Raw genomic sequence first — 20,715 nt, forward strand, 5'->3', positions numbered from 1 at the left:
CTAAACGGACGTAATATTAAAGGCTTCCCCGCTATTTTCGATCAACGCCCCGCACTGGATGACAATGCTTTAACAATACCAATTACCATTGGGGAAAGGAATTGTTGCCGGATTACAATATTATGACAATAGGGTTACAAGGGCTGTTGGACATCCCCGGATAACTGAGATATAAAAGTTACCTTTGCCACCTGAATCAACAGAAAAAATTTCAAGATGAAGCATTTAAAAACATTGTTCCAGGGGCAGCAGTATAATCCGGATAACTTTTTCCTGATTGCGGGCCCGTGTGTGATTGAAGAAGAAGAATTACTGATGACCGTTGCTGAAAAGGTATCCGGCATCTGTAAGCGACTGGAGATTCCTTATATTTTCAAAGCCTCTTATCGTAAGGCCAACCGTACCAGCATCCATTCCTTTACCGGCATTGGCGATGTGGAAGGTTTGGAGCTGTTGCAGAAAGTAGGCAAAACATTTAACGTACCTGTAACTTCAGATATACACTCTGCTGCAGAAGCGGCCATGGCGGCGGCTTACGTGGATGTGCTGCAAATTCCGGCCTTCCTTTGCCGGCAGACGGATATTTTGCTGGCAGCCGCGGAAACCGGTAAAGTGGTGAACGTAAAGAAAGGCCAGTTCCTCAGCGGCGAAGCCATGAAATTTGCCGTGGAAAAAATCAAGGGCGCCGGTAATGATAACATCCTGCTGACCGAGCGTGGTACTACCTTCGGTTACCAGGATCTCGTGGTGGATTACCGCAATATCCCTATCATGCGCGAACTGGGCCAGCCCGTGGTGATGGACTGTACGCATTCCCTGCAGCAGCCAAACCAAACCAGCGGCGTTACCGGCGGTAACCCGAAGCTGATCGGCACGATTGCCAAAGCGGCGATTGCTACCGGCGCGGACGGGTTGTTCATTGAAACGCATCCGGACCCTGCCTGCGCAAAGTCAGACGGCGCCAACATGCTGCGGCTCGACCTCCTGGAGGAGCTGCTGGAGCAACTGGTAGCCATCCGCAAAGTGGTAAAATAACACCGGTGATTCCCCTTCCGAACATCTTGATGATTTGAGGCGTTTTATGTATATTCATATAACACTTTAAATCGTTCTCGCTATGATAAACTTACACCATTTAAAATCAGGTGATACTGTTATTACCAGTTACGGAGGAATGGAAAGGGAAGGCACGATTGTGCAGGTGGACCACGTGGAGAAGAAGGTGCTGGTGGCCACGGAAAACGATAATGAGTTCTGGTATGATCTTGACAACCTGAAATCGATTCCGCTGACCCCGGAAACGCTGTTGAGGTTGCAGTTTCATGTGGACGAGTCGCAGTCCGGCCAGGAAAGAGGCACCTTATACGTAAGGGGGCCGTTTTCCGTACGCTGGTATCCTGACGGGCACGATCCTTTGCTGGTGCTGCATTTCAGGGATGAGTTCCGGCAGCTCAAGCACCCGATTACGCTGAATGAATTGCAGAATCACTATCATGGTATGACGAATTACCATTTGGAATAGTGGGAAGATATTTTGCGGAAAGCCCCGGGCATAAGGTGTCCGGGGCTTTTTGCTGCGGGTAATTATTTTTTTTAGGGGGAAAGATTTAAGGACGCAGGGCCGGCGGTCCCGTACAGGAACGGTTATACGAAGGCGTTCTGCCGGAGTGGACCATGCCGCAACAGGCATCGCCGTACAGTAAAACGCAGGGAAAAAGGAAGCAGGTATGGGGCAAATAACGATAGCGCCACATGCGGGTGGCGTCAAGCGGGGACAAACCCTTTAAAACAACAATTACAGGTAACGCACCGGGTTACGACGTGCGTTCAGGATGTAATTTTTCATATTCATCCAGAAAGCGAGGATCATGTACACAATCAGTGGCGATCCCATGGTCAGGAATGTGGCATAGATGAAAAAGAGGCGAATCCGGGAAGTTGCAACACCTAGACGGTCCCCAATAGCATTGCAAACTCCGAAGGCCTTCCATTCCACGAAGTCTTTAATACGGTTCATGCTTCAAATTTATCAAATTTCAGATTCAAAAGCAAGCAGCCGTCTGCCATTTTAGCGGTCCAATTATTGATTGATTATCATATGTTTACCTGCTTCTGCCGTATAGTCGCACCGGTGAACGTTGTTCAAAAATTAAATATAATAATTAACATTAACGTTGTGAGGTTTCATATTCACCCGATTTAATTTAAAAACTTGTTGATTTATGTGTAATTTTGCAACCAATTTTTAACCGCTCTTAAATATTTTTTTCCATGGTGTTTGATATTGACATGATTAAAGGAGTGTATGCGGCATTACCGGGTAAGGTGGAAGCGACCCGCAAAATGTTAGGTCGTCCGCTCACACTGGCCGAGAAGATTTTATACGCACACTTATCCGCACCTACATCTACTCCTTTTGAAAGAGGTAAATCTTATGTAGATTTTGCTCCTGACCGTGTAGCGATGCAGGATGCTACTGCCCAGATGGCTTTGCTCCAGTTTATGACTGCTGGTCGTGACAAAGTTGCGGTTCCTTCTACTGTTCACTGCGATCACCTTATACAGGCTAAAGTAGGCGCCGTTCAGGACCTTGCTGTAGCTAACGATACAAATAAAGAGGTTTACGCCTTCTTATCCTCCATCTCTGATAAATACGGTATTGGTTTCTGGAAACCCGGCGCTGGTATCATTCACCAGGTTGTGCTGGAAAACTATGCATTCCCGGGCGGTATGATGATCGGTACTGACTCCCACACCCCTAACGCAGGCGGTCTGGGTATGGTGGCCATTGGCGTTGGCGGCGCTGACGCGGTAGACGTTATGGCCGGCCTGCCATGGGAACTCAAAATGCCTAAACTGATCGGTGTTAAACTGACCGGTAAAATGAGTGGCTGGACTTCCGCTAAAGACATCATCCTGAAAGTGGCCGGTATCCTCACTGTAAAAGGTGGTACAGGCGCTATCGTGGAATACTTCGGCGAAGGTGCTGACTCCTTCAGCGCTACCGGTAAAGCGACTATCTGTAACATGGGTGCTGAAATCGGCGCTACCTGCTCCCTGTTCGCTTACGACCAGAAAATGGCCGACTACTTGAAGCTCACCAACAGGGCCGAAGTAGCCGCTGCTGCTGATGCGATCAAAGAACACCTGCGTCCGGATGAAGAAGTGTACGCTGATCCTGCAAAATACTACGACCAGGTAATCGAAATCAACCTGGATGAACTGGAACCATATGTAAACGGTCCTTTCACACCGGACCTGGCATGGCCTATCTCCAAATTCGCACAGGCAGTGAAAGAAAACAACTGGCCTGAAAAACTGGAAGTAGCCCTGATCGGTTCCTGCACCAACTCTTCCTACGAAGACATCTCCCGCTCTGCGTCCCTGGCTCAGCAAGCTATCGACAAAGGACTGGAAATGAAATCCGAATATACCATCACTCCAGGTTCTGAACTGGTTCGCTACACCATCGAAAGAGATGGCCTGCTGAATACGTTCTCCCAGGTAGGCGGTGTGGTACTGGCAAACGCCTGCGGACCTTGCATCGGTCAATGGGCCCGTCATATCGACGATCCTAACCGTAAGAACTCTATCATCACTTCCTTCAACCGTAACTTCGCGAAAAGAAATGATGGTCTGGCTTCTACCCACGCGTTCGTAGCCTCCCCTGAAATCGTAACCGCACTGGCTATCGCCGGCGATCTGACCTTCAACCCGCTGACTGACACGCTGACCAACAAGAACGGCGAACAGGTGAAGCTGGATGAACCTAAAGGTTTTGAACTGCCTGTAAAAGGCTTCGCAGTAGAAGATGCCGGTTACCAGGCGCCTGCCGAAGACGGTAGCGGCGTACAGGTAATCGTTTCCCCTACTTCCGACCGTCTGCAACTCCTGGAACCATTCGCTCCATGGGAAGGCACTGACCTGAAAGGCCTGAAACTGCTCATCAAAGCAAAAGGTAAATGTACCACTGACCACATCTCTATGGCTGGTCCATGGCTGAAATACCGCGGTCACCTGGATAACATTTCCAACAACATGCTGATCGGCGCTGTAAACGCATTCAACGATAAAACCGATACCGTTAAGAACCAGCTGACCGGCGAATACGGTCCTGTTCCTGCGACCATGCGCGCTTACAAAGCTGCCGGCCTCGGCGCGGTAGTAGTAGGCGACGAAAACTACGGTGAAGGCTCCAGCCGCGAACACGCAGCTATGGAACCACGTCACCTCGGCGTTCGTGCCATCCTGGTGAAATCCTTCGCCCGTATCCACGAAACCAACCTGAAAAAACAAGGTATGCTGGGTCTGACCTTCGCTAACAAAGAAGATTACGACAAAATCCAGGAAGATGACAACATCGACATCCTGGGTCTGACTACCTTTGCTCCGGGCAAACAACTCACCGTTGTACTGCATCACAAAGATGGCAGCACCGACGAGTTCCCTGTAAACCACACTTACAACGAACAACAGATCGAGTGGTTTAAAGCTGGTGGCGCGCTGAACGTAATCCGTGCAGAAGCTGCTAAAAAAGCATAATCAAACCGTAAAGGTAAAAGCATAAAAAAGGACCGCAGTGATGCGGTCCTTTTCTTTTTGACAGGAATCAGCTGATAGATCCCATTAAAACCGGATCCACGCAATATACGCCCGCTTATCCTTTCCCTTCCTTTCAATCAGCATCGTCGCCATCGTCTTCTTATCCTGGCTGAAAGTATTCATTTCCATCTTACAAAACCTGGCTTCATCCTTCTTCCCGGGATCGCCGAACAGGTACGTCTTTTTCACCGCGCCGCCTTCTTCCCAGGCCAGTACCGTGTTGGCATCGCCCATGAACTTCATGGCCTTCTTCCCTTTGTAACTCTCATCATCTTCATCCATGTTCTGCGGGTTATCGTTGAACACCGTCAGCAGCTTATCCCCTGCATACACGCAATCAAAGGAAAAGAAACCATCATTGGGAGATTTGCCGAAAAAGCCTTTTTTGAAATTAAACGCGCCGTTACTGCGGTCATACACATACAAGGGGTCCAGCCAGGAGTAAGCCACCTGTTTTTTCGCGATGGCGTAGCTGCCAGGCAGCTCCTTCCCATCGGCGCCGAGCCGCACAATGCCCATATCCCCCAGTTTGGTGTAGGCGGAAGTGGTGCTGCCTACGGACATGCTGGCCGCAGAGTTAGGCGAATTGGAGAAACCCGGGGAGGAACCCGTTGGATTGAAATAGCGGGTTTGAGACTGCCGTATCTGCGCGTCCAGCTCTTCAAACATCAGCGTCAGGGAGCCGTCGTCATGTACGCGGAAGTCCTGTATCACGCCGTAATACGGCTTCTTATAACCTAAACGGTCCTTCGAATAGGCATTCAGCGCAGGATGATCAATGTACATCTCCTTGCCGATCTTCAAAGCAATAGGATCGATCACGTTTAATTTCAACACGTAGTTCACTTTGCTCGTCCACATCGTATAATCCATATCCATACTCTTTGCGCTTAAGGCCGAGAGCATGTACAGCTGCTTATTTGCCGGCTGGTACTTCAGCGCCACCAGCGGCTCCACGGTGGAGCTGCTGCCTGCAATGAATTCGGATTTAAATTCCTTTTCGCCCCTGGCCAGCCGGGAGATCATCACCCGCGACTCTTTGCCGCCGCTGGTAAGGGTATTGAACGAGAAGGATGTCACAAACACAAACTCATCGCCCCTGACATACATATCCTCAATTTTCAGGTACTTGTACTTGTTTTCGGGCGATTCATAAAACGCCTCGTTCAACACCTTATGCTCAGGGGAATAGTGGGTAATCTTCACCCGCTCGTTCTTATCATGCGAAAAGGCATTGTAGGTAGCCACGGCGTAGTAATCTGATTCAGGGTCCTTACGGACAATAAATCCCGGCGCATCCACTTTTCCGAACAGCATGGAATAGCCGGCCCCAAAGCCCAGGCGGTTGGTTTCGCTCACGAGGTCCTCGCTTTTCAGCTTACCTGTTTTGCCGTCAAACGTTAAGCGGAATAAGGAAGGCTTGCGGTCCACCATCTGCGTCATGAAAGCGACCGGCTCCCCGTTGATATCAAACAGGCCTTCCAGGGTGGCGGTAGACATTTTTTTTGCTTTCCAGGATTTGATTTCATTCGGGCCGCCGCCAATCCGCTTATGCTTTGCGTTGTACACGGTGGTTTCGATCCCGTCGTTTTTCGTGAAATGGACTAAAATGGTGTTGCCGTTTTTCATCAGGAGCAACTTGCTGGCGCCATCTTCCGGCTCTTCAAAACCGGCGCTTTTTTCCACCACCGGCGTTTGTGCGGATAATGCCATGGGTGCGAGGAAATAGCAAAAACCCAGCAGTAACAAACTTTTTAAACTCATAAGTATCAGGATTATGGCCCGTAAATTACAGCGCGCCATGCATACGGCCAATAGCCATTTGGTATAATATTATGCGGCAACTTATCCAGTTAAAATGTTTCCTAACTTTACCCTTATGAAACCGCTCCTACTCGAATACATCTGGACGGACCTCTGCAGCCGGTACACGGCCGACGATGCCCTTGTTAAAAGCGCCTATGGGCAGCTGGTTGCGGCCTACGGCAGCGAAGGCCGGTATTATCATACGCTCACGCATATACGAAATATGATCAGCAGCGCCTTTACCCATGAAGCGCTGATACAGGATAAAGATGCCTTCCTGTTTGCCATCTTCTTTCACGACATCGTGTACGATGCCACCGCAAAGGACAATGAAGAAAAAAGCGCCAGGGCCGCTGTAGATTTTTTACAAAAAATTAATTTTTGGGAAGAAGAGTTAGTGACGGTAGCGCAAATGATACTCGCCACCAAAACACATACCCCGGGCGATATGCCGGATACGGCCATGCTGCTGGATGTAGACCTGGAAGTTTTAGGTGCTGATGCAGCAACCTACCGGACGTATAGTGAACAAATCCGGAAAGAATATGCCATGTACCCGGATGAAGTGTACAACCCCGGCCGGAAGAAAGTGCTGGAGCATTTCCTTGAAAAACCGTTTATTTACGCCACCGCCGCCTTCCGGGAACAACTGGAAATACCGGCCAGGACAAACATTGAAAACGAAATTGCAACATTATAACTTATGAAGAGAATAGCAGTGTATTGCGGCTCCAGCATGGGCAACGAGGATATCTATAAAGAGCAGGCCATGCTCCTGGGCGCCACGCTCGCCAAAAAGGGAATAGGCCTCGTGTACGGCGGCGCGCGCGTAGGCCTGATGGGCGCTGTAGCGGATGGGGCCTTATCCGGAGGCGGCGAAGTAATAGGGGTACTGCCTCACTTCCTGCAACAAAAAGAGCTGGCGCATACAGGGCTCACCAGCCTCCTGCTGACGGACACCATGCATGAGCGCAAAGCTAAAATGAATGAGCTCTGCGACGGCGTCATTGCGCTCCCCGGCGGCTTCGGCACCATGGAAGAGTTGTTCGAAATGCTCACCTGGGGTCAACTTGGACTACACCGCAAACCAGTGGGGCTGTTGAACTCCGGCGGCTTCTATGACACGCTGATCGCCCTGACGGAACACATGACCAGCAAAGGCTTTTTATCTTCCCCCAATAAAAACATGCTGCTGCACAGCCCTGACATAAACCAGCTGATAGCAAAGATGGAACAGTACCAGCCGGCAGCAGGGCCTAAATGGATACCTTCGGAAAAGGAAAGCTAGAAGAGTTTATGCTTCAGCGTGAACCGGCGCACCATGCTCACCCGGAAGTTGCCCGCGCTGAAGGTTTGAAAAGTATTCGGGAGCGACATTTCGCTGCGGTTGGTATTGGCCACATAATGAATGCCGGCAAAGTACAACGGGGAATTATAGCCCAGCGATGCGCGGATGTTATTGTTGATCTGCCAGCCGAAATCGCGCGTGATATCGCCGCTTTCCAGGAACAGTTTGGTCCTGTTGATGCCAAGCCCGCCGGTGACGGAGAGGGACAGGAACCAGTGCGCCTTATACACAAACGTGTACGCATATCCCACGCTGGCCGTGGTGCTCATGATATTGGACTTGTAATAATGTATATCGTGTAAAAAGGCCGTATCCGCGAGGTTGGAAGGCACCAGCGAAGAATCTCCCGCTACCTGCACATAAAAAATATCGCCGCCTGCCAGGAAGGAGCCTGCGCTTTTTTTCTGGTACTCGTTCTGCAGGTTGGGCGCCCGGTAGGAAAAACGCTTGTCGTTAAACACATACTGCCCGCCGAGCCCGAAGGCCAGGCTGCGGATATCCGGCCGCTGCGGATAAGGATGCTGCGCGGCATACGCCTTCCCGAACACTTCCACGGGGTTGGCCACATAATACCCTTTGTACGACTGCCCGTAAAAGTCCACCACCAGCTTGCGGAGATAGATATGCGTCTGCAAATCGAGGTACTTGGTTTTGCCGTATTTGTCGTTATGCCGGTTCACGAAAGGCAGGTTGAACCCGAGGTTAAGCCCCAGGAATTTATAGTTGGCGCCAAAGCCGATATTGAACGGAGAGTTGGGGCGGTACTTGATGTCCTTCTTCTGCCGGGTATCCATGATATCGTAGCTGTTGAACTTACGGGACCCGTAGAAGCGAAACGTTACCTTGTCCGTATAATCCTGCACATATGCCGTATCGGTTTCTGTTTTGAGCCAGCTAAGGAGCGCGCTTTGTGCCTTTGTATGCGCGCATACAAAGCAACTGAGGCAGCAAAACAAAATTATTCTAGTTACCATACGCATATATCAGTTGTAGGGCGGGCCAAGATACGCAATCCTGATTCAAAAATGAGTAAATAATAGATAAAAGTCCTGATTTCAGCCTTATTTAGGCAGTTCTATGACTTCCAGTTGCTGGATATTCCCGGCATCCACCTGGAAACGCAGCAGGGTTTTCACCTTATGCCAGCCTTGCTGGCCGCAGGCGCCCGGGTTCATATGTAACAAGTTCAATGCCGGATCAGGCATTACTTTCAGAATATGCGAATGCCCGCAGATGAAGAGCCTGGGCCGGCGTTCCAGGAGCTGCGCTTTCACGCCGGGCGCATATTTGCCCGGGTAGCCACCGATGTGCGTGATCATCACCGGCACGTCTTCCACGGTAAAATGCAGCGTTTCAGGGTAACGGATACGGATATCTTTTCCATCGATATTGCCCCATACCGCGCGAAATGGTTTAAAGGCTTCCAGCTCGTCCGCCACCTTTGCATCGCCGATGTCCCCGGCATGCCAGATCTCGTCAACGCCTTCAAAATATTTGAATACCTGTGGATGCAGATAGCTGTGCGTATCCGACATCAGTCCTATTTTTTTCAATGTATTTTAGCTATTTTGGGTCGCATAGATTGCAATACCCCTATGGAAAATAATATTAGTTCTCCCAATACTGCCCGGTTATTAATCAGCTGTCCCGACAAGCCTGGAATAGTGGCCACCGTTTCCCGGTTCCTCTACCAGTCAGGTGCAAATATACTGGATGCAAGCCAACACAGTACCGATCCGGCGGAAGGTCTTTTTTTTATGCGCATGGAAGTGCTGATGCCGCATACGCCCGGCTTTGAAGCCGCCTTCCAGGAGCAGGTGGCCACGCCGTTAAATATGGAATGGAAGATCAGTTATGCGGATCAGCGCAAACGCATGGCCATCCTTGTGTCAGCATATGACCACTGCCTGCTGGACCTGCTCTGGCGCTGGCGTAGCGGCGAGCTGGGGGTGGATATTCCGCTCGTCATTTCCAACCATCCTACACTGGAAAAGGATTGCACTTCCATGGGCATCCCGTTTTATTACCTGCCCGTAAGCGGCGACACGAAAGCCTCGCAGGAGGCCGCCATCGCGAAGCTCATGGCGGAGCAGCGGATCGACTTCATTGTGCTGGCCCGCTACATGCAAATATTATCGCCACAGTTTGTGAGTTTATTTCCGCAACGGATCATCAATATTCACCACTCCTTCCTCCCCGCCTTTGCCGGCGCCCGCCCCTATCAGCACGCGTACAACCGCGGCGTGAAGCTGATTGGCGCCACCGCGCACTACGTCACCGATGAACTGGATGAAGGGCCTATCATTGAACAGGACGTGGCCCGTGTAAGCCACAAGCATGCGATCAACGACCTCGTGATGCTGGGAAGGGATATTGAGCGGCAGGTGTTAACCCGCGCCGTTAAAGCGCATATCGACGACCGGGTGATCGTCCTGGGCAACAAAACCATCGTATTCTAAAACGCTGTTTGCACGCTCCGGAGGTGACTGGCACATAATGCCAGCTGTTGCTGCGTTTCCTGCTTTAGCGCCTCCTGCAGCTTTACCGCCTTTGCAGGCACCGGCAATTGCTCCCGGCGGGCCTTGCGGATAGTACTGCTTACAAAGAGGTATAGCTCGCTGCTGTCGTGCCACCGGCCCAGCAGCTCTCCTGCTTTTTTGGAAAAATTCAGCATATAGGCATACTTCGGGTCCTCCGGAAATACCTCTTTCAGGATGGTTAGCTGGTAATACACTTCCTTTACCTGCTTGCGCACGCCATGCCAGGCGATATGCCCGGCGCGGCCCGCCGGCGGCCTGATGCCACGGAAATTATTTTCCACCTGTTCCAATAATTTTTTGGCGAGATGTTGTGCGTCCACGGCGGCCAGGCTTTCCCGGAATTGCTCCGGCAGCGCGGTGAAACTGCCTAGCTTCAAGCGCTTCGAGGCGGCCACCATCAGTTCCGCCGCCAATGCCTGCCGCTCCTGCAATAGCAGGCGCGCATAGGCAAAGCGCCAGTTGCCCCGCTTTTCATGCACAGTGAGCGCGCGGGCCTGCAGCTGCGCATCCCGGGAAATGCCGGCAATGTTTTGCAGGAACCGCAGCTTGTTGAGATAACGGTTATACCTAAACGAAAAGTCGGGGATGTGCTGTACCAATGCAAAAAAGGCCCGTAGTTTTTTCACGCCTACACGCTGTTCGTGTACGGCGGCGGGGTTGTGTGGCCGGGTCTGCAATTTTTGATGTGCAGTGTCCAGGGCTTCGCATTCCTTGCGGAGGTAGTGATATAAGGTTTTATGAATCATATACCGGGGGGGGCTGCTGGTAAAGGATTCCGGGGGGAGCGGGCTCCCCCCGGAAAGAAAAATTATCAGTCTTCTCCGCAATACGCCATCACTGTTTCAAATATCAGTGCAGCCGCCAGTTTAGCGGTTCTGTTATCCAAATCAAAAGCGGGATTCAGTTCGGCCACATCCGTGCCCTTCACTTTACCGCTGGCCAGTATTGCCCTGAAGCTCTCGAGGAACAAGCCATTCGGCAGGATGCCGTTGTAGGCTGTAGCGCTTACGCCCGGCGCAAAGGCCGCGGCAAATACATCCAGGCAGGTGGTGAGGTACACGTGGTCTACCTGTCCGAGGAAATGCTGGATGGCCGCAAACAGCGTATCCTTATCGTTCAGATGGAAGGCATCCGCGCCTACGTAGGTAGCGCCGGACTCGCCGGCCAGGTTAAAGAGCTGGCGGGTATTGCCCAGCTTCTGGATGCCGAGGGCCAGGTAATTAAACGGTTCGTTAGCCGCCTTCGCATCCTGCGCCAGCTGGAAAAAGCCGGTACCGGAGCTGGGGCCTTCGGGGCCCGGCACGCGGATATCGAAATGCGCATCGAAGTTGATATACCCTACCCGCGCTTTTTGCTGGCGCGCATTTTCGCGGATACCACAGCCATGACCATACGCCATTTCATGGCCGCCACCGAGTACGATGGGCAGGTAGCCCGCCTGTATAATGGCTTTCACCGCTTCGCTGAGCACCTGCTGGGCCAGTTCCATACGCCCGTCGAGGCAGGCGATGTCGCCCGCGTCCAGCAGTGTAGCCCCTGCCGTTAGGTGTACGGGGAGGTTGCCCAGTACGGCCCTGATGGCGGCAGGGCCATCTTTAGCGCCCATGCGGCCTTTGTTGCGGCGTACGCCTTCGTCGCACGCGAAGCCGAGGATGGCCACGCCTTTAGCGCCTGCGGCCAGCGGGGGCAGCGGCTCCTTCAGCAGGTCCACCTGCCGGACTACCTGGTGCCAGCGCAGCAGGTCTTCCGCCGCACCGTCCGTACGTCCCGTCCAGGCGGCAGCCTGGGTAGGATGATAAAATTCTTTTGTTATCATAATGCTGTAACTGTTTCACCATTTTTCCAGACGTGGCATGGCTTCAGCTTACCCTGAAAGTACAGAATATCCCTGTAATCGTTGGTAGGATAAGCCTGCATGTCCGCCAGCATACCGGCTTCGAGGCGGCCTCTGTCAGCCAGCTGCAAGGCGGGCGCTGCGCGGAACGTCAGCGCGGCAAACACTTCAGCGGCCGACAATTTTTCCGCGGCGCTCATCACCGCGGCTTGCATCAGCAGGTCGCCCATGGGGGCGGAACCCGGATTCCAGTCGCTCGCAATGGCCACGCATGCGCCTTCATTCAGCAATTTTCGTGCTGGGGCGTAATGCATACCCAGGCCGAGGGAAGCGCCGGGCAGCACCACCGCAACGGTATTGGATTGCGCCAGCAGCTGTATTTCCTTGTCCGTACTGGCTTCCAGGTGATCGGCGGACAATGCGCCCGCCGCTACCGCCACTGCAGCGCCTCCTGCCGTAAACTGGTCCGCATGCACCGTAGCGGCGAAGCCCTGTGCAGCGGCAGCTTTGAGGTAACGGGCGGCTGCCTCCGGGGAAAATGCCGTTTCCTCAATAAAAATATCCACGCGGTTGGTGAGGGATTCCGCCTGCAGGGCCGGCAGCAGTTCCGCCAGCGCCCAATCCAGGTACTGGTTTTCCGTGCCGCTGAAATCCTTTGGCTTCATGTGCGCGGCCAGGCAGGTTGGCACCAGCGTGGCCGGCGTATGCAGGGAGGCCTGCCGGATGGCCCGCAGCATTTTCACCTCGCTGTCGAAATCCAGCCCGTAACCGCTCTTCACCTCTATGGTAGTAACACCTTCGAGGAGGTGACGGTTCGCCCGGGCCACGGTATTTTCTGCAAGGGTAACGGTATCGGCTATACGCGTTTTGGTAACGGAGTCCCATATACCGCCGCCGGCGCGGGCAATTTCCAGGTAAGATTTACCGGCAATGCGCATGGCGTAGTCCCGGCTCCGGTTACCGTCGAAACAAATATGCGTATGGCAGTCTATAAAGCCCGGCAGCAGCACCATCGGGCGATCGATGAACCGGAGTTCCTGATCAGGATAGTCCTGTTGCAGGGCCTTGAAATCGCCCACCGCCAGCACTTTACCTTCTCCCACTACCACTCCTCCATTATGAATAACGGACAGTTGTTCATCCTGCAAAGCGCCTTTGAGCGGCAGGCCGGTCATCGGCAGTATTTGAGCGAAAGGCCCTATTAACATATGCCTGGTTTTAGAGGTTAATACCAAATTTCTCCGCCCACTCCTGCGCTTTTTCATAGCCGGCATCCGCATGGCGGAAGATGCCCATGGCCGGGTCGTTGAAGAGTACGCGGCGCAGGCATTCAGCCGCGCGCTCCGTACCATCCGCCAGCACTACCATACCGGCGTGCTGGGAGTAGCCCATGCCTACGCCGCCGCCGTGGTGGAAGGATACCCAGGTAGCGCCGCCGCCGGTGTTGGACATGAGGTTGAGCAGCGTCCAGTCGCTCACCGCATCGGACCCATCTTTCATGGCTTCGGTTTCCCTGTTGGGGGAGGCCACGGAACCGCAATCCAGGTGGTCGCGGCCAATCACGATCGGCGCTTTCACCTTACCGGTCCTTACCAGTTCATTAAATATCAGGCCGGCTTTTTCCCGCTCGCCCAAGCCCAGCCAGCAGATACGCGCAGGCAGGCCCTGGAAGGCCACTTTTTCCTGCGCCTGTTGCAGCCAGTTGATCAGGTGGGTATTTTCCGGGAAGGCTTCCATCAGCGCGCGGTCCGTGGTATAAATATCTTCAGGATCGCCGGAGAGGGCCACCCAGCGGAACGGTCCTTTACCTTCGCAGAACAAAGGGCGCATATACGCCGGCGTGAATCCGGGGAAGTTAAATGCGTTGGGCTCTCCGCCTTCTTTGGCAAACTCGCGGAGGTTGTTGCCGTAGTCGAAGGTAACGGCGCCGCGTTGCTGCATTTGCAGCATGAAGCCTACGTGGCGGGCCATGCTTTTGAGGGAGCGCTCCTTGTAGGTGGCAGGGTCCTGCTTACGCAGCGCTGCCGCGGCTTCCAGGGTAAGGCCGTTTGGCACGTAACCGTTGATCGGGTCATGCGCGGAAGTTTGATCCGTCAGGATGTCCGGGATGATGTTATCCTGCAGGAGCCTTTCCAGCAAATCGCCGGCATCGCTCACGAGGCCGATGCTCAGCGCCTCGCCTTTCTCCATCGCTGCTTTGGCCCATTGGATGGCCTCTTCGTAGGAGTGCGTCATCCGGTCGATATAACGGGTATCGATACGTTTCTGGATACGGCTGGCATCCACATCCGCGCCGAGGAACACGGCGCCCGCCATGGTAGCGGCCAGGGGCTGTGCGCCGCCCATACCGCCGATGCCGGCAGTGACGAGCAACCTCCCTTTGAGGTTACCGCCGAAGTGCTGGCGGCCGCATTCCATAAAGGTTTCGTAGGTCCCCTGGAGGATGCCCTGGGTGCCGATATAGATCCAGCTGCCGGCAGTCATCTGGCCGTACATCATGAGGCCTTTTGCACGCAGTTCGTTGAAATGCTCCCAGGTAGCCCATTTAGGCACCAGGTTACTGTTGGCCAGCATGACGCGGGGAGCCTGCGGATGCGTGCGTACAATACCCACGGGCTTGCCGGATTGAACCAGCAGGGAATGCTGATCGTCCAGCTCAAGTAATATTTTAATAATTTTTTCCAGCGCTTCGCGGTTGCGCGCGGCCTGGCCGATGCCGCCGTAAACCACCAGTTCATCCGGGTTTTCAGCTACTTCATGATCGAGGTTATTGAGCAGCATGCGCAGGGGAGCTTCCGTTTGCCATGATTTGGCGTGCAGGGTAGCGCCATGGGGCGCTTTATAGTGCGGGTGCGCCGCATAGGTTTTAATAAAGTCCAAACTGTTCATGATAAATACCGTTTAAGGATAATTGATGGCTGGCGGCTGCTTCGTTGGCAACGTTCACCAGCGATTGATTGGTGATGATGTTATGTAAGGCGGCAATGTCGTTTGCGAAGATGCGGTCTTTGTCCGCGAATGGCACATGCTGGCGGGTAAAGGCATGCACGGCTTCCAGCACCGGACCTGATTTCAGCGGGCGGCGGAAATCAATAGCCTGTGCGGCATACAGCAGTTCGATCGCCAGGATGTATTCCAGGTTGGAAATTACCTGGTTGAGTTTACGGCCGCTGATAGAGCCCATGGACACGTGGTCTTCCTGCCCGAGGGAGGTAGGCACGCTATCCGCGCTGGCCGGGAAGCAGAGCGTTTTATTTTCCGTCACCAGGGCGGCGGTGGTGTATTGCGGGATCATGAAACCGGAGTTGAGGCCGGCATCCTGGATCAGCAGTTTAGGTAATCCGAAGCGGCCTTCAATCATCATATAGCAGCGGCGGTCGGAGATGTTGCCCAGCTCGGCGGCCGCTACGGTAGCGTAATCCAGCGGCAGGGCCATGGGCTGGCCGTGGAAGTTGCCGCCGCTGATGGTATCCTCCGCGCTGAAGATGATCGGGTTATCGGTCACGCTGTTGAGTTCAATGGTAGTCAGGTGATGCAGGTGCTGCCAGGCCGTGCGGGAAGCGCCGTGTACCTGGGGCATGCAGCGGAGGGAGTATGGGTCCTGCACGCGGCCGCAGTCCACATGCGAATACATGATCTCACTACCATCCAGCATTGTCTTCAACCGGTGCGCTACCAGCTGGTTGCCGGGGAAGGGGCGGATGGTATGTAAGCGCGGATCAAATGGTTTGGAGGTGCCCATGAGGCCTTCCAGGGAGAGCGCGCCAATGATGTCCGCCGCATCGAGCGCGTTGTGCAGTCGCGCCACGGCTTTCACAGCAAAGGAGAGGATGAACTGCGTACCGTTGATCAGCGCCAGTCCTTCTTTAGGGCCCAGCGCTATGGGTTGCAGGTTTTCCGCCTGCAGTACTGCCTGCGTATCTGTTGGCTGGCCTTTGTACCATACTTTCCCGAGGCCTATGAGGGGGAGAAAGAGGTGGGACAGCGGAGCGAGGTCCCCGGAGGCGCCAACAGAGCCCTTTTCAGGCACCATGGGGGTCACGCGGTTTTCGATATGCCAGATGATCCTTTCCAGGGTGGCCAGCGCGGCGCCGGAGTAGCCCTGTGCGAGCGCGTGTACTTTGGTGATGAGCATGATCCGGGAAATCTCTTCCGGGATACTATCGCCTACGCCTACACTGTGGCTTTGGAGGATGTTGTATTGCAGGGTGCGGGTATCTTCTTCTGAAATTTTGGTATCGCAGAGGGGGCCGAAGCCGGTATTGATGCCGTAAACGGTGGTATGCTGCGCTACGATGGCCTGCACGTAGCCGGCGCTGGCCTGGATGCGTTCCACTGCTTCCGGCGCCAGGATGCCTTTCACTTTACCGCTGGCGATATCAAGCACGGCGCCTACGCTCAGCGTATCGATGCCATATTTGAAAATGTTGTTCATTGGTATGATTGATTTGGTATGTGATTACAGTTCTTTGCGGACTCTTTCTGCCAGCGGTATTTCCTGTACGGATTGCTCTATTTCCGCGATGGCGGCGAGTATCTGCTGGCTGTGTTTATGCTCCATGGCCACGTTTTCCATGGCTTTGGTGATGGCTTTCCAGATGGGTTGTACGCGTTTGAGCAGGGCCTCTCCTTCCGGGGTGAATACCACGAGCTGGCGGCGGCGATCGTCGTTGCAGGAGTCCGTACGCACGAGGCCTTTTTTGCGAAGGTTGGTCACCATCTGGCTTACGGCGCTGTGGGATATTTCCAGCTGGTCGGCAATATCGATCAGCGGCATGGGCTGGCCCTGGGAGAGGATATAGAATACCGGGAACCAGCTGGCATCGAAGGGGATGCCTTCCTGCTCATAAACTTTATTCACTTCCATGAGGAAGTATTCGCTGAGGCGGCGCAGCCGGGTTCCAAATACCAGGTGGCCTAGTGAGGCGTAAAACGACATGTTGGTAAAAATTATATAAGCACTTATACAATATTACAAAATAATCATGAATCTACATAATTACAGGTTACCGGAATTTCTCTGAAAATCAGCGTGGTTCCGGTAACCTGGTAAAAAAATTCGTAATTATTTTTTCTTTTCTTTAGATTTCTTTTTCTTTTTAGGTTCGGGCGTATCGGATTTGATATCGAACCAGAGTGGGTCTTTGCTGGTAGGTTCGCCGTTGTAATTGATGAGCAGTTCTTCGCCTTTTTTTACATCGCGGCGGGTGATGATGCTCATGGTTTCCTCTTCGAAGTCCATCTCGTATTTACAATTCGGCGAGTAATCGTGGTTGTAGATGGAGCAGAAGCCCAGTGCTATGCAGGATTCGGATTCGTCGTCGCCCCAGAGGAATATATAGTTGTGGAGGAAAGTCCTGTCGGCCAGCACGGTGTCCTCATGGTCGAGTACCAGTACCGGGGAAGTTTCGATCCTCGTTCCTGCCGGAATGTCTTCGTTGGTAAAAACGCCTCGGCCTTTACCTTTGGATTTTTGCACGTACAAGTATGGCTTTATCATAGCACAATTTCATATAAAAGAAGGCGTAAAGTAAAGTTAAAGCGGGAAGTTATCAAAATCATCCTGAAAAATTTTAGGTTTGCGGCCCGGAAGGATAAATCACCGGGCTTGGTATTTTTGTACTGGAATTAAATAACGCGAATGATCAATTACAACCCGAAGGAATGGTTTACATTCATTTTCCGCATTCACAAAGCGGACACTGTCAGGAAGCTGTTTCCCATGTTTATTGCCTTATCGGTTTATTCCGGGCTGATAGCCTGGCTGGAGCTGGAAGTATGGAAGCTTTCTTCCAACAGTGAGATCAAGAACATCTCGTTGATGCACGGGCTGCTGGGCTTTGTGATATCCCTGCTGCTTGTGTTCCGCACCAATACGGCGTACGACAGGTGGTGGGAAGGCCGGCGGCAATGGGGTACCCTGGTGAACAGCAGCCGCAACCTGGCATTGAAGCTGAACGCCATGTTGCCACCCGGGAACGAAGCCGCCAAAGCATGGTTCAGGGCAATGATCCCCAACTACGCCTTCAGCCTGAAAAATCATTTGCGTAAAACTTATTTACCGGAGGAGATGGATCAGCTGCCAGGCAATGAGGCACTCGCTCCGGACCAGCAAAAGCACATCCCCAATCAGCTGGCGGGCATGATCATGAACAAGATCATGGAACTGCACCGGGCCGGCCAGCTCAGCGGCGATCAGCTGATCATCCTCAACAACGAATTGCAGTCCTTCACGGAAATATGTGGCGCCTGCGAGCGCATCAAGAACACCCCGATCCCATTTTCCTACTCTGTATTTATCAAGAAATTTATTTTCTTCTACATTATGACCATGCCTTTCGGGTATGTGTTTAGCCTGGGCTACCTGATCATTCCCATGATCGTGTTCATCTTCTTTGTGCTGGCGAGCCTGGAACTGATTGCGGAAGAGATTGAGGATCCTTTTGGCCGGGATGCCAATGATCTGCCTACGGACACGATTTGTAACAATATCCGCATACATGTAGGAGAAATCTTATAGGCCATGCCCGGATGCGTACTATTTTAACTTAATTTCGCAGCTAGAGTCGATTTGTACATGGAAAATGAAGCTTTACAGGAGAAATTCATGGAACTGGCGGAAGAAAAAAATTTCCGTGAATTAAGCGTTTACCTGGATGATCAGCTGATTACGGACATAGCAGAGCTCATTCATGAGGAGCCGGACGAGGCAGGGGTTATTATCAACAACCTGTCGATCAGTCGCGCTGCCGCTGCTTTCCGTATCCTGGATTTTCCATTGCAGGAGGATGTGATTAAATCGCTGGCGCCCGCAAAGATTGCGGAGTTGCTCAACGAGCTGCCGGCGGATGACCGTACCTCGTTCCTGGAAGAGTTACCCAGCGAGGCGGTGAAGGAACTGATTAAACTGCTGGACCCGGAAGAACGCCGTATTACCCTGTCCCTGCTGGGTTACAAGGAAAACAGCGTGGGCCGTATCATGACCCCGGACTATATTGCCGTTCGCGAGGAGTGGACGGTGAAGCAGGTATTGGATTATATCCGGGAGCATGGCAAGGATTCTGAAACCATTGATGTAATATATGTCATAGACGGCAACGGCCACCTGCTGGACGACTTCCGTATCCGCGAGTTCCTGCTGGTAGCGCCGGACACGGTGGTGCATACACTGATGGACGACCGCTTTGTATCCCTTCATGCCAACGACGACCAGGAAGAGGCCATCCAGGTATTCCGGATGGAAAACCGTGTAGCCCTCCCCGTGGTAGACGACCAGGGCATCCTGCTCGGCATCGTTACCATCGACGATATGTTGTGGATTGCCAATGAAGAACATACGGAAGATATCCAGAAGATAGGTGGTACCGAGGCCCTGGATGAGCCTTACCTCGATATGCCCCTGCTTAAACTGGTGAAAAAGCGTGTAGGCTGGCTCGTGGTGTTATTTATCGGGGAGATGTTGACCGCCACGGCGATGGGCTTCTTCGAGGATGAAATAGCGAAAGCGGTGGTACTGGCCTTATTTGTACCGTTAATTATTTCCAGCGGCGGGAACAGCGGCTCCCAGGCATCCACGCTTATTATACAGGCCATGGCCCTGGGGGAAATCACGCTGAGCGACTGGTGGCGCGTGATGCGCCGGGAGCTGATCTCCGGCGTGCTGCTGGGCAGCGTACTGGGCGTGATCGGCTTTACCCGCATCCTGCTGTGGAACTCCCTGTTCCATACCTATGGCGATCATACGGTGCTGATTGGCTTTACGGTAGGCTTATCCCTGATAGGCGTAGTGCTGTGGGGCACCTTGTCGGGCTCTATGTTGCCGCTCATCCTGAAAAAGCTGGGCGCGGACCCTGCCACTTCCTCCGCTCCTTTTGTGGCTACCCTGGTGGATGTAACCGGGCTACTCATCTATTTCACCGTCGCATATACGCTGATGAAAGGCATCCTGCTGTAAGGCAGTTGCCCAACTTATATATAAAGGCTGCATCCTTCGGATACAGCCTTTTTTATTTATTTTTTTAGGGGGAGATGTTTAATACCGCAGGGAATGGACCCGCGTGCCTCCTTTTAGTTTCCTCACCACAAGCACTCTGTCAAACTCGTTTGAACGGATAGAGTCAACAGGAGGTTTTCCGCCAAGGGCCTTCACAATGGGCAGCATGGTATTGGCGTGGGCCACGATGAGGATATGCTTGCCCCAGTCCTCATGACGGGTGAGGGTATAAATGAGGGATTCCCCGGTGGTATCCGGCCGGTACACGGCCGTATCGAGGCGGAGGGCCAAACGCAGGCTGTCAGCGGTTTCCCGGCTGCGGCGGTATGGCGTTACATAGATTTTATTGAGTAAGGAATCTTTCAGGAGGCGATAGAGGCATCCCGCTCTTTCGTAGCCGGCGGGCGTCAGGGAAGAGTCCGGCCCTTCGTACCTTTCCGCATGGCGCACTACATAAAAGGTGCCTGTGAGGAAAGTACTGTCTTCCGAAACAGGTACCGGCTGCCGCACGGGAGCCTTCGGCTTGCAGGCCACCAGGCCCATGATGGTTATTAGCAGGAAAAAACGCATACTGTAAAGTTAAGGCATATAT

Annotated in this window: 20 protein-coding genes; 8 read left to right on the forward strand and 12 right to left on the reverse strand. The window is 53.0% G+C overall.

From position 1 onward, the window contains the following. Positions 1-216: 216 nt before the first annotated feature. Positions 217-1,035 (forward strand): 3-deoxy-8-phosphooctulonate synthase, encoded by an 819-nt coding sequence (kdsA, locus tag BOC67_RS19325; RefSeq protein WP_291912542.1) that lies wholly within the window; start codon positions 217-219, stop codon positions 1,033-1,035. An 82-nt stretch (positions 1,036-1,117) separates the two neighbouring features. Next, positions 1,118-1,522, forward strand: a complete 405-nt coding sequence (locus BOC67_RS19330; RefSeq protein ID WP_291912544.1) for a hypothetical protein — start codon at positions 1,118-1,120, stop codon at positions 1,520-1,522. A 273-nt stretch (positions 1,523-1,795) separates the two neighbouring features. On the opposite strand, the gene BOC67_RS19335 is transcribed toward BOC67_RS19330, so the two are convergent. Continuing rightward, positions 1,796-2,017 carry a PspC domain-containing protein gene (locus tag BOC67_RS19335; protein WP_073076881.1) on the reverse strand — a complete coding sequence of 74 codons (222 nt, stop codon included), beginning with the start codon at positions 2,015-2,017 and terminating at the stop codon, positions 1,796-1,798. 254 nt (positions 2,018-2,271) lie between these two features. Between BOC67_RS19335 and BOC67_RS19340 the strand changes: the two genes are divergently transcribed. Further along, positions 2,272-4,542, forward strand: coding sequence for an aconitate hydratase (locus tag BOC67_RS19340; protein WP_291912551.1), 2,271 nt, complete (start codon positions 2,272-2,274; stop codon positions 4,540-4,542). Between the two features lie 84 nt (positions 4,543-4,626). Here the strand turns inward: BOC67_RS19340 and BOC67_RS19345 are convergent, their stop codons facing one another. Then, entirely contained in the window at positions 4,627-6,366 is a 1,740-nt protein-coding gene (locus BOC67_RS19345; RefSeq protein WP_291912553.1) for a hypothetical protein, read from the reverse strand. Between the two features lie 115 nt (positions 6,367-6,481). Here BOC67_RS19345 and BOC67_RS19350 point away from each other — a divergent pair, with 115 nt between their 5' ends. Then, positions 6,482-7,108 (forward strand): hypothetical protein, encoded by a 627-nt coding sequence (locus tag BOC67_RS19350; protein WP_291912555.1) that lies wholly within the window; start codon positions 6,482-6,484, stop codon positions 7,106-7,108. Between the two features lie 3 nt (positions 7,109-7,111). Then, positions 7,112-7,696 (forward strand): TIGR00730 family Rossman fold protein, encoded by a 585-nt coding sequence (locus BOC67_RS19355; protein WP_291912556.1) that lies wholly within the window; start codon positions 7,112-7,114, stop codon positions 7,694-7,696. Here the strand turns inward: BOC67_RS19355 and BOC67_RS19360 are convergent. After that, positions 7,693-8,730 carry a DUF4421 domain-containing protein gene (locus BOC67_RS19360; RefSeq protein WP_291912558.1) on the reverse strand — a complete coding sequence of 346 codons (1,038 nt, stop codon included), beginning with the start codon at positions 8,728-8,730 and terminating at the stop codon, positions 7,693-7,695. The two genes, BOC67_RS19355 and BOC67_RS19360, sit on opposite strands and share 4 nt — an antisense overlap. 87 nt (positions 8,731-8,817) lie before the next feature. Continuing rightward, positions 8,818-9,291, reverse strand: a complete 474-nt coding sequence (locus tag BOC67_RS19365) for a metallophosphoesterase family protein (RefSeq protein ID WP_291912562.1) — start codon at positions 9,289-9,291, stop codon at positions 8,818-8,820. 60 nt (positions 9,292-9,351) lie between these two features. Here BOC67_RS19365 and purU point away from each other — a divergent pair, with 60 nt between their 5' ends. Continuing rightward, positions 9,352-10,215: a formyltetrahydrofolate deformylase gene (purU, locus tag BOC67_RS19370; RefSeq protein ID WP_291912564.1), complete on the forward strand. Its 864-nt coding sequence runs from the start codon at positions 9,352-9,354 to the stop codon at positions 10,213-10,215. Here the strand turns inward: purU and BOC67_RS19375 are convergent. The 7 genes from BOC67_RS19375 to BOC67_RS19405 form a co-directional block, all read right to left on the reverse strand. Then, positions 10,212-11,042, reverse strand: a complete 831-nt coding sequence (locus BOC67_RS19375; RefSeq protein WP_291912566.1) for a CHAD domain-containing protein — start codon at positions 11,040-11,042, stop codon at positions 10,212-10,214. The two genes, purU and BOC67_RS19375, sit on opposite strands and share 4 nt — an antisense overlap. Before the next feature lie 65 nt (positions 11,043-11,107). After that, the gene (hutG, locus tag BOC67_RS19380; RefSeq protein ID WP_291912568.1) at positions 11,108-12,112 is read right to left on the reverse strand and encodes a formimidoylglutamase; all 1,005 of its coding nucleotides are present in this window, start codon (positions 12,110-12,112) and stop codon (positions 11,108-11,110) included. Next, positions 12,109-13,338, reverse strand: coding sequence for an imidazolonepropionase (gene hutI, locus BOC67_RS19385; protein ID WP_291912570.1), 1,230 nt, complete (start codon positions 13,336-13,338; stop codon positions 12,109-12,111). Before hutI ends, hutG begins: the two co-directional genes overlap by 4 nt. A gap of 10 nt (positions 13,339-13,348) precedes the next feature. Then, entirely contained in the window at positions 13,349-15,019 is a 1,671-nt protein-coding gene (hutU, locus tag BOC67_RS19390) for a urocanate hydratase (RefSeq protein WP_291912572.1), read from the reverse strand. Then, positions 14,997-16,565 (reverse strand): histidine ammonia-lyase, encoded by a 1,569-nt coding sequence (gene hutH, locus BOC67_RS19395; RefSeq protein WP_291912574.1) that lies wholly within the window; start codon positions 16,563-16,565, stop codon positions 14,997-14,999. The genes hutU and hutH overlap by 23 nt, the downstream gene beginning before the upstream one ends. A 24-nt stretch (positions 16,566-16,589) precedes the next feature. Further along, positions 16,590-17,069: a MarR family transcriptional regulator gene (locus BOC67_RS19400; protein ID WP_291912576.1), complete on the reverse strand. Its 480-nt coding sequence runs from the start codon at positions 17,067-17,069 to the stop codon at positions 16,590-16,592. A gap of 126 nt (positions 17,070-17,195) precedes the next feature. Continuing rightward, entirely contained in the window at positions 17,196-17,630 is a 435-nt protein-coding gene (locus BOC67_RS19405) for an SET domain-containing protein (protein WP_291912580.1), read from the reverse strand. Between the two features lie 141 nt (positions 17,631-17,771). Here BOC67_RS19405 and BOC67_RS19410 point away from each other — a divergent pair, with 141 nt between their 5' ends. Next, positions 17,772-18,650 (forward strand): bestrophin family protein, encoded by an 879-nt coding sequence (locus BOC67_RS19410; protein WP_291912582.1) that lies wholly within the window; start codon positions 17,772-17,774, stop codon positions 18,648-18,650. Positions 18,651-18,707: 57 nt separating this feature from the next. Then, positions 18,708-20,084 carry a magnesium transporter gene (gene mgtE / locus BOC67_RS19415; RefSeq protein ID WP_291912583.1) on the forward strand — a complete coding sequence of 459 codons (1,377 nt, stop codon included), beginning with the start codon at positions 18,708-18,710 and terminating at the stop codon, positions 20,082-20,084. A gap of 78 nt (positions 20,085-20,162) precedes the next feature. Here the strand turns inward: mgtE and BOC67_RS19420 are convergent, their stop codons facing one another. Then, positions 20,163-20,693 (reverse strand): histidine phosphatase family protein, encoded by a 531-nt coding sequence (locus BOC67_RS19420; protein ID WP_291912586.1) that lies wholly within the window; start codon positions 20,691-20,693, stop codon positions 20,163-20,165. Positions 20,694-20,715 lie beyond the last annotated feature (22 nt).

The organism is Chitinophaga sp. CB10 (genome assembly GCA_001870995.2).
Taxonomy (GTDB): domain Bacteria; phylum Bacteroidota; class Bacteroidia; order Chitinophagales; family Chitinophagaceae; genus Chitinophaga.

Bases quoted from the DNA above. Each gene is read 5' to 3' on its own strand.
- kdsA (WP_291912542.1), top strand. From the start codon at position 217: ATGAAGCATTTAAAAACATTGTTCCAGGGGCAGCAGTATAATCCGGAT.
- BOC67_RS19330 (WP_291912544.1), top strand. From the start codon at position 1,118: ATGATAAACTTACACCATTTAAAATCAGGTGATACTGTTATTACCAGT.
- BOC67_RS19335 (WP_073076881.1), bottom strand. From the start codon at position 2,017: ATGAACCGTATTAAAGACTTCGTGGAATGGAAGGCCTTCGGAGTTTGC.
- BOC67_RS19340 (WP_291912551.1), top strand. From the start codon at position 2,272: ATGGTGTTTGATATTGACATGATTAAAGGAGTGTATGCGGCATTACCG.
- BOC67_RS19345 (WP_291912553.1), bottom strand. From the start codon at position 6,366: ATGAGTTTAAAAAGTTTGTTACTGCTGGGTTTTTGCTATTTCCTCGCA.
- BOC67_RS19350 (WP_291912555.1), top strand. From the start codon at position 6,482: ATGAAACCGCTCCTACTCGAATACATCTGGACGGACCTCTGCAGCCGG.
- BOC67_RS19355 (WP_291912556.1), top strand. From the start codon at position 7,112: ATGAAGAGAATAGCAGTGTATTGCGGCTCCAGCATGGGCAACGAGGAT.
- BOC67_RS19360 (WP_291912558.1), bottom strand. From the start codon at position 8,730: ATGGTAACTAGAATAATTTTGTTTTGCTGCCTCAGTTGCTTTGTATGC.
- BOC67_RS19365 (WP_291912562.1), bottom strand. From the start codon at position 9,291: ATGTCGGATACGCACAGCTATCTGCATCCACAGGTATTCAAATATTTT.
- purU (WP_291912564.1), top strand. From the start codon at position 9,352: ATGGAAAATAATATTAGTTCTCCCAATACTGCCCGGTTATTAATCAGC.
- BOC67_RS19375 (WP_291912566.1), bottom strand. From the start codon at position 11,042: ATGATTCATAAAACCTTATATCACTACCTCCGCAAGGAATGCGAAGCC.
- hutG (WP_291912568.1), bottom strand. From the start codon at position 12,112: ATGATAACAAAAGAATTTTATCATCCTACCCAGGCTGCCGCCTGGACG.
- hutI (WP_291912570.1), bottom strand. From the start codon at position 13,338: ATGTTAATAGGGCCTTTCGCTCAAATACTGCCGATGACCGGCCTGCCG.
- hutU (WP_291912572.1), bottom strand. From the start codon at position 15,019: ATGAACAGTTTGGACTTTATTAAAACCTATGCGGCGCACCCGCACTAT.
- hutH (WP_291912574.1), bottom strand. From the start codon at position 16,565: ATGAACAACATTTTCAAATATGGCATCGATACGCTGAGCGTAGGCGCC.
- BOC67_RS19400 (WP_291912576.1), bottom strand. From the start codon at position 17,069: ATGTCGTTTTACGCCTCACTAGGCCACCTGGTATTTGGAACCCGGCTG.
- BOC67_RS19405 (WP_291912580.1), bottom strand. From the start codon at position 17,630: ATGATAAAGCCATACTTGTACGTGCAAAAATCCAAAGGTAAAGGCCGA.
- BOC67_RS19410 (WP_291912582.1), top strand. From the start codon at position 17,772: ATGATCAATTACAACCCGAAGGAATGGTTTACATTCATTTTCCGCATT.
- mgtE (WP_291912583.1), top strand. From the start codon at position 18,708: ATGGAAAATGAAGCTTTACAGGAGAAATTCATGGAACTGGCGGAAGAA.
- BOC67_RS19420 (WP_291912586.1), bottom strand. From the start codon at position 20,693: ATGCGTTTTTTCCTGCTAATAACCATCATGGGCCTGGTGGCCTGCAAG.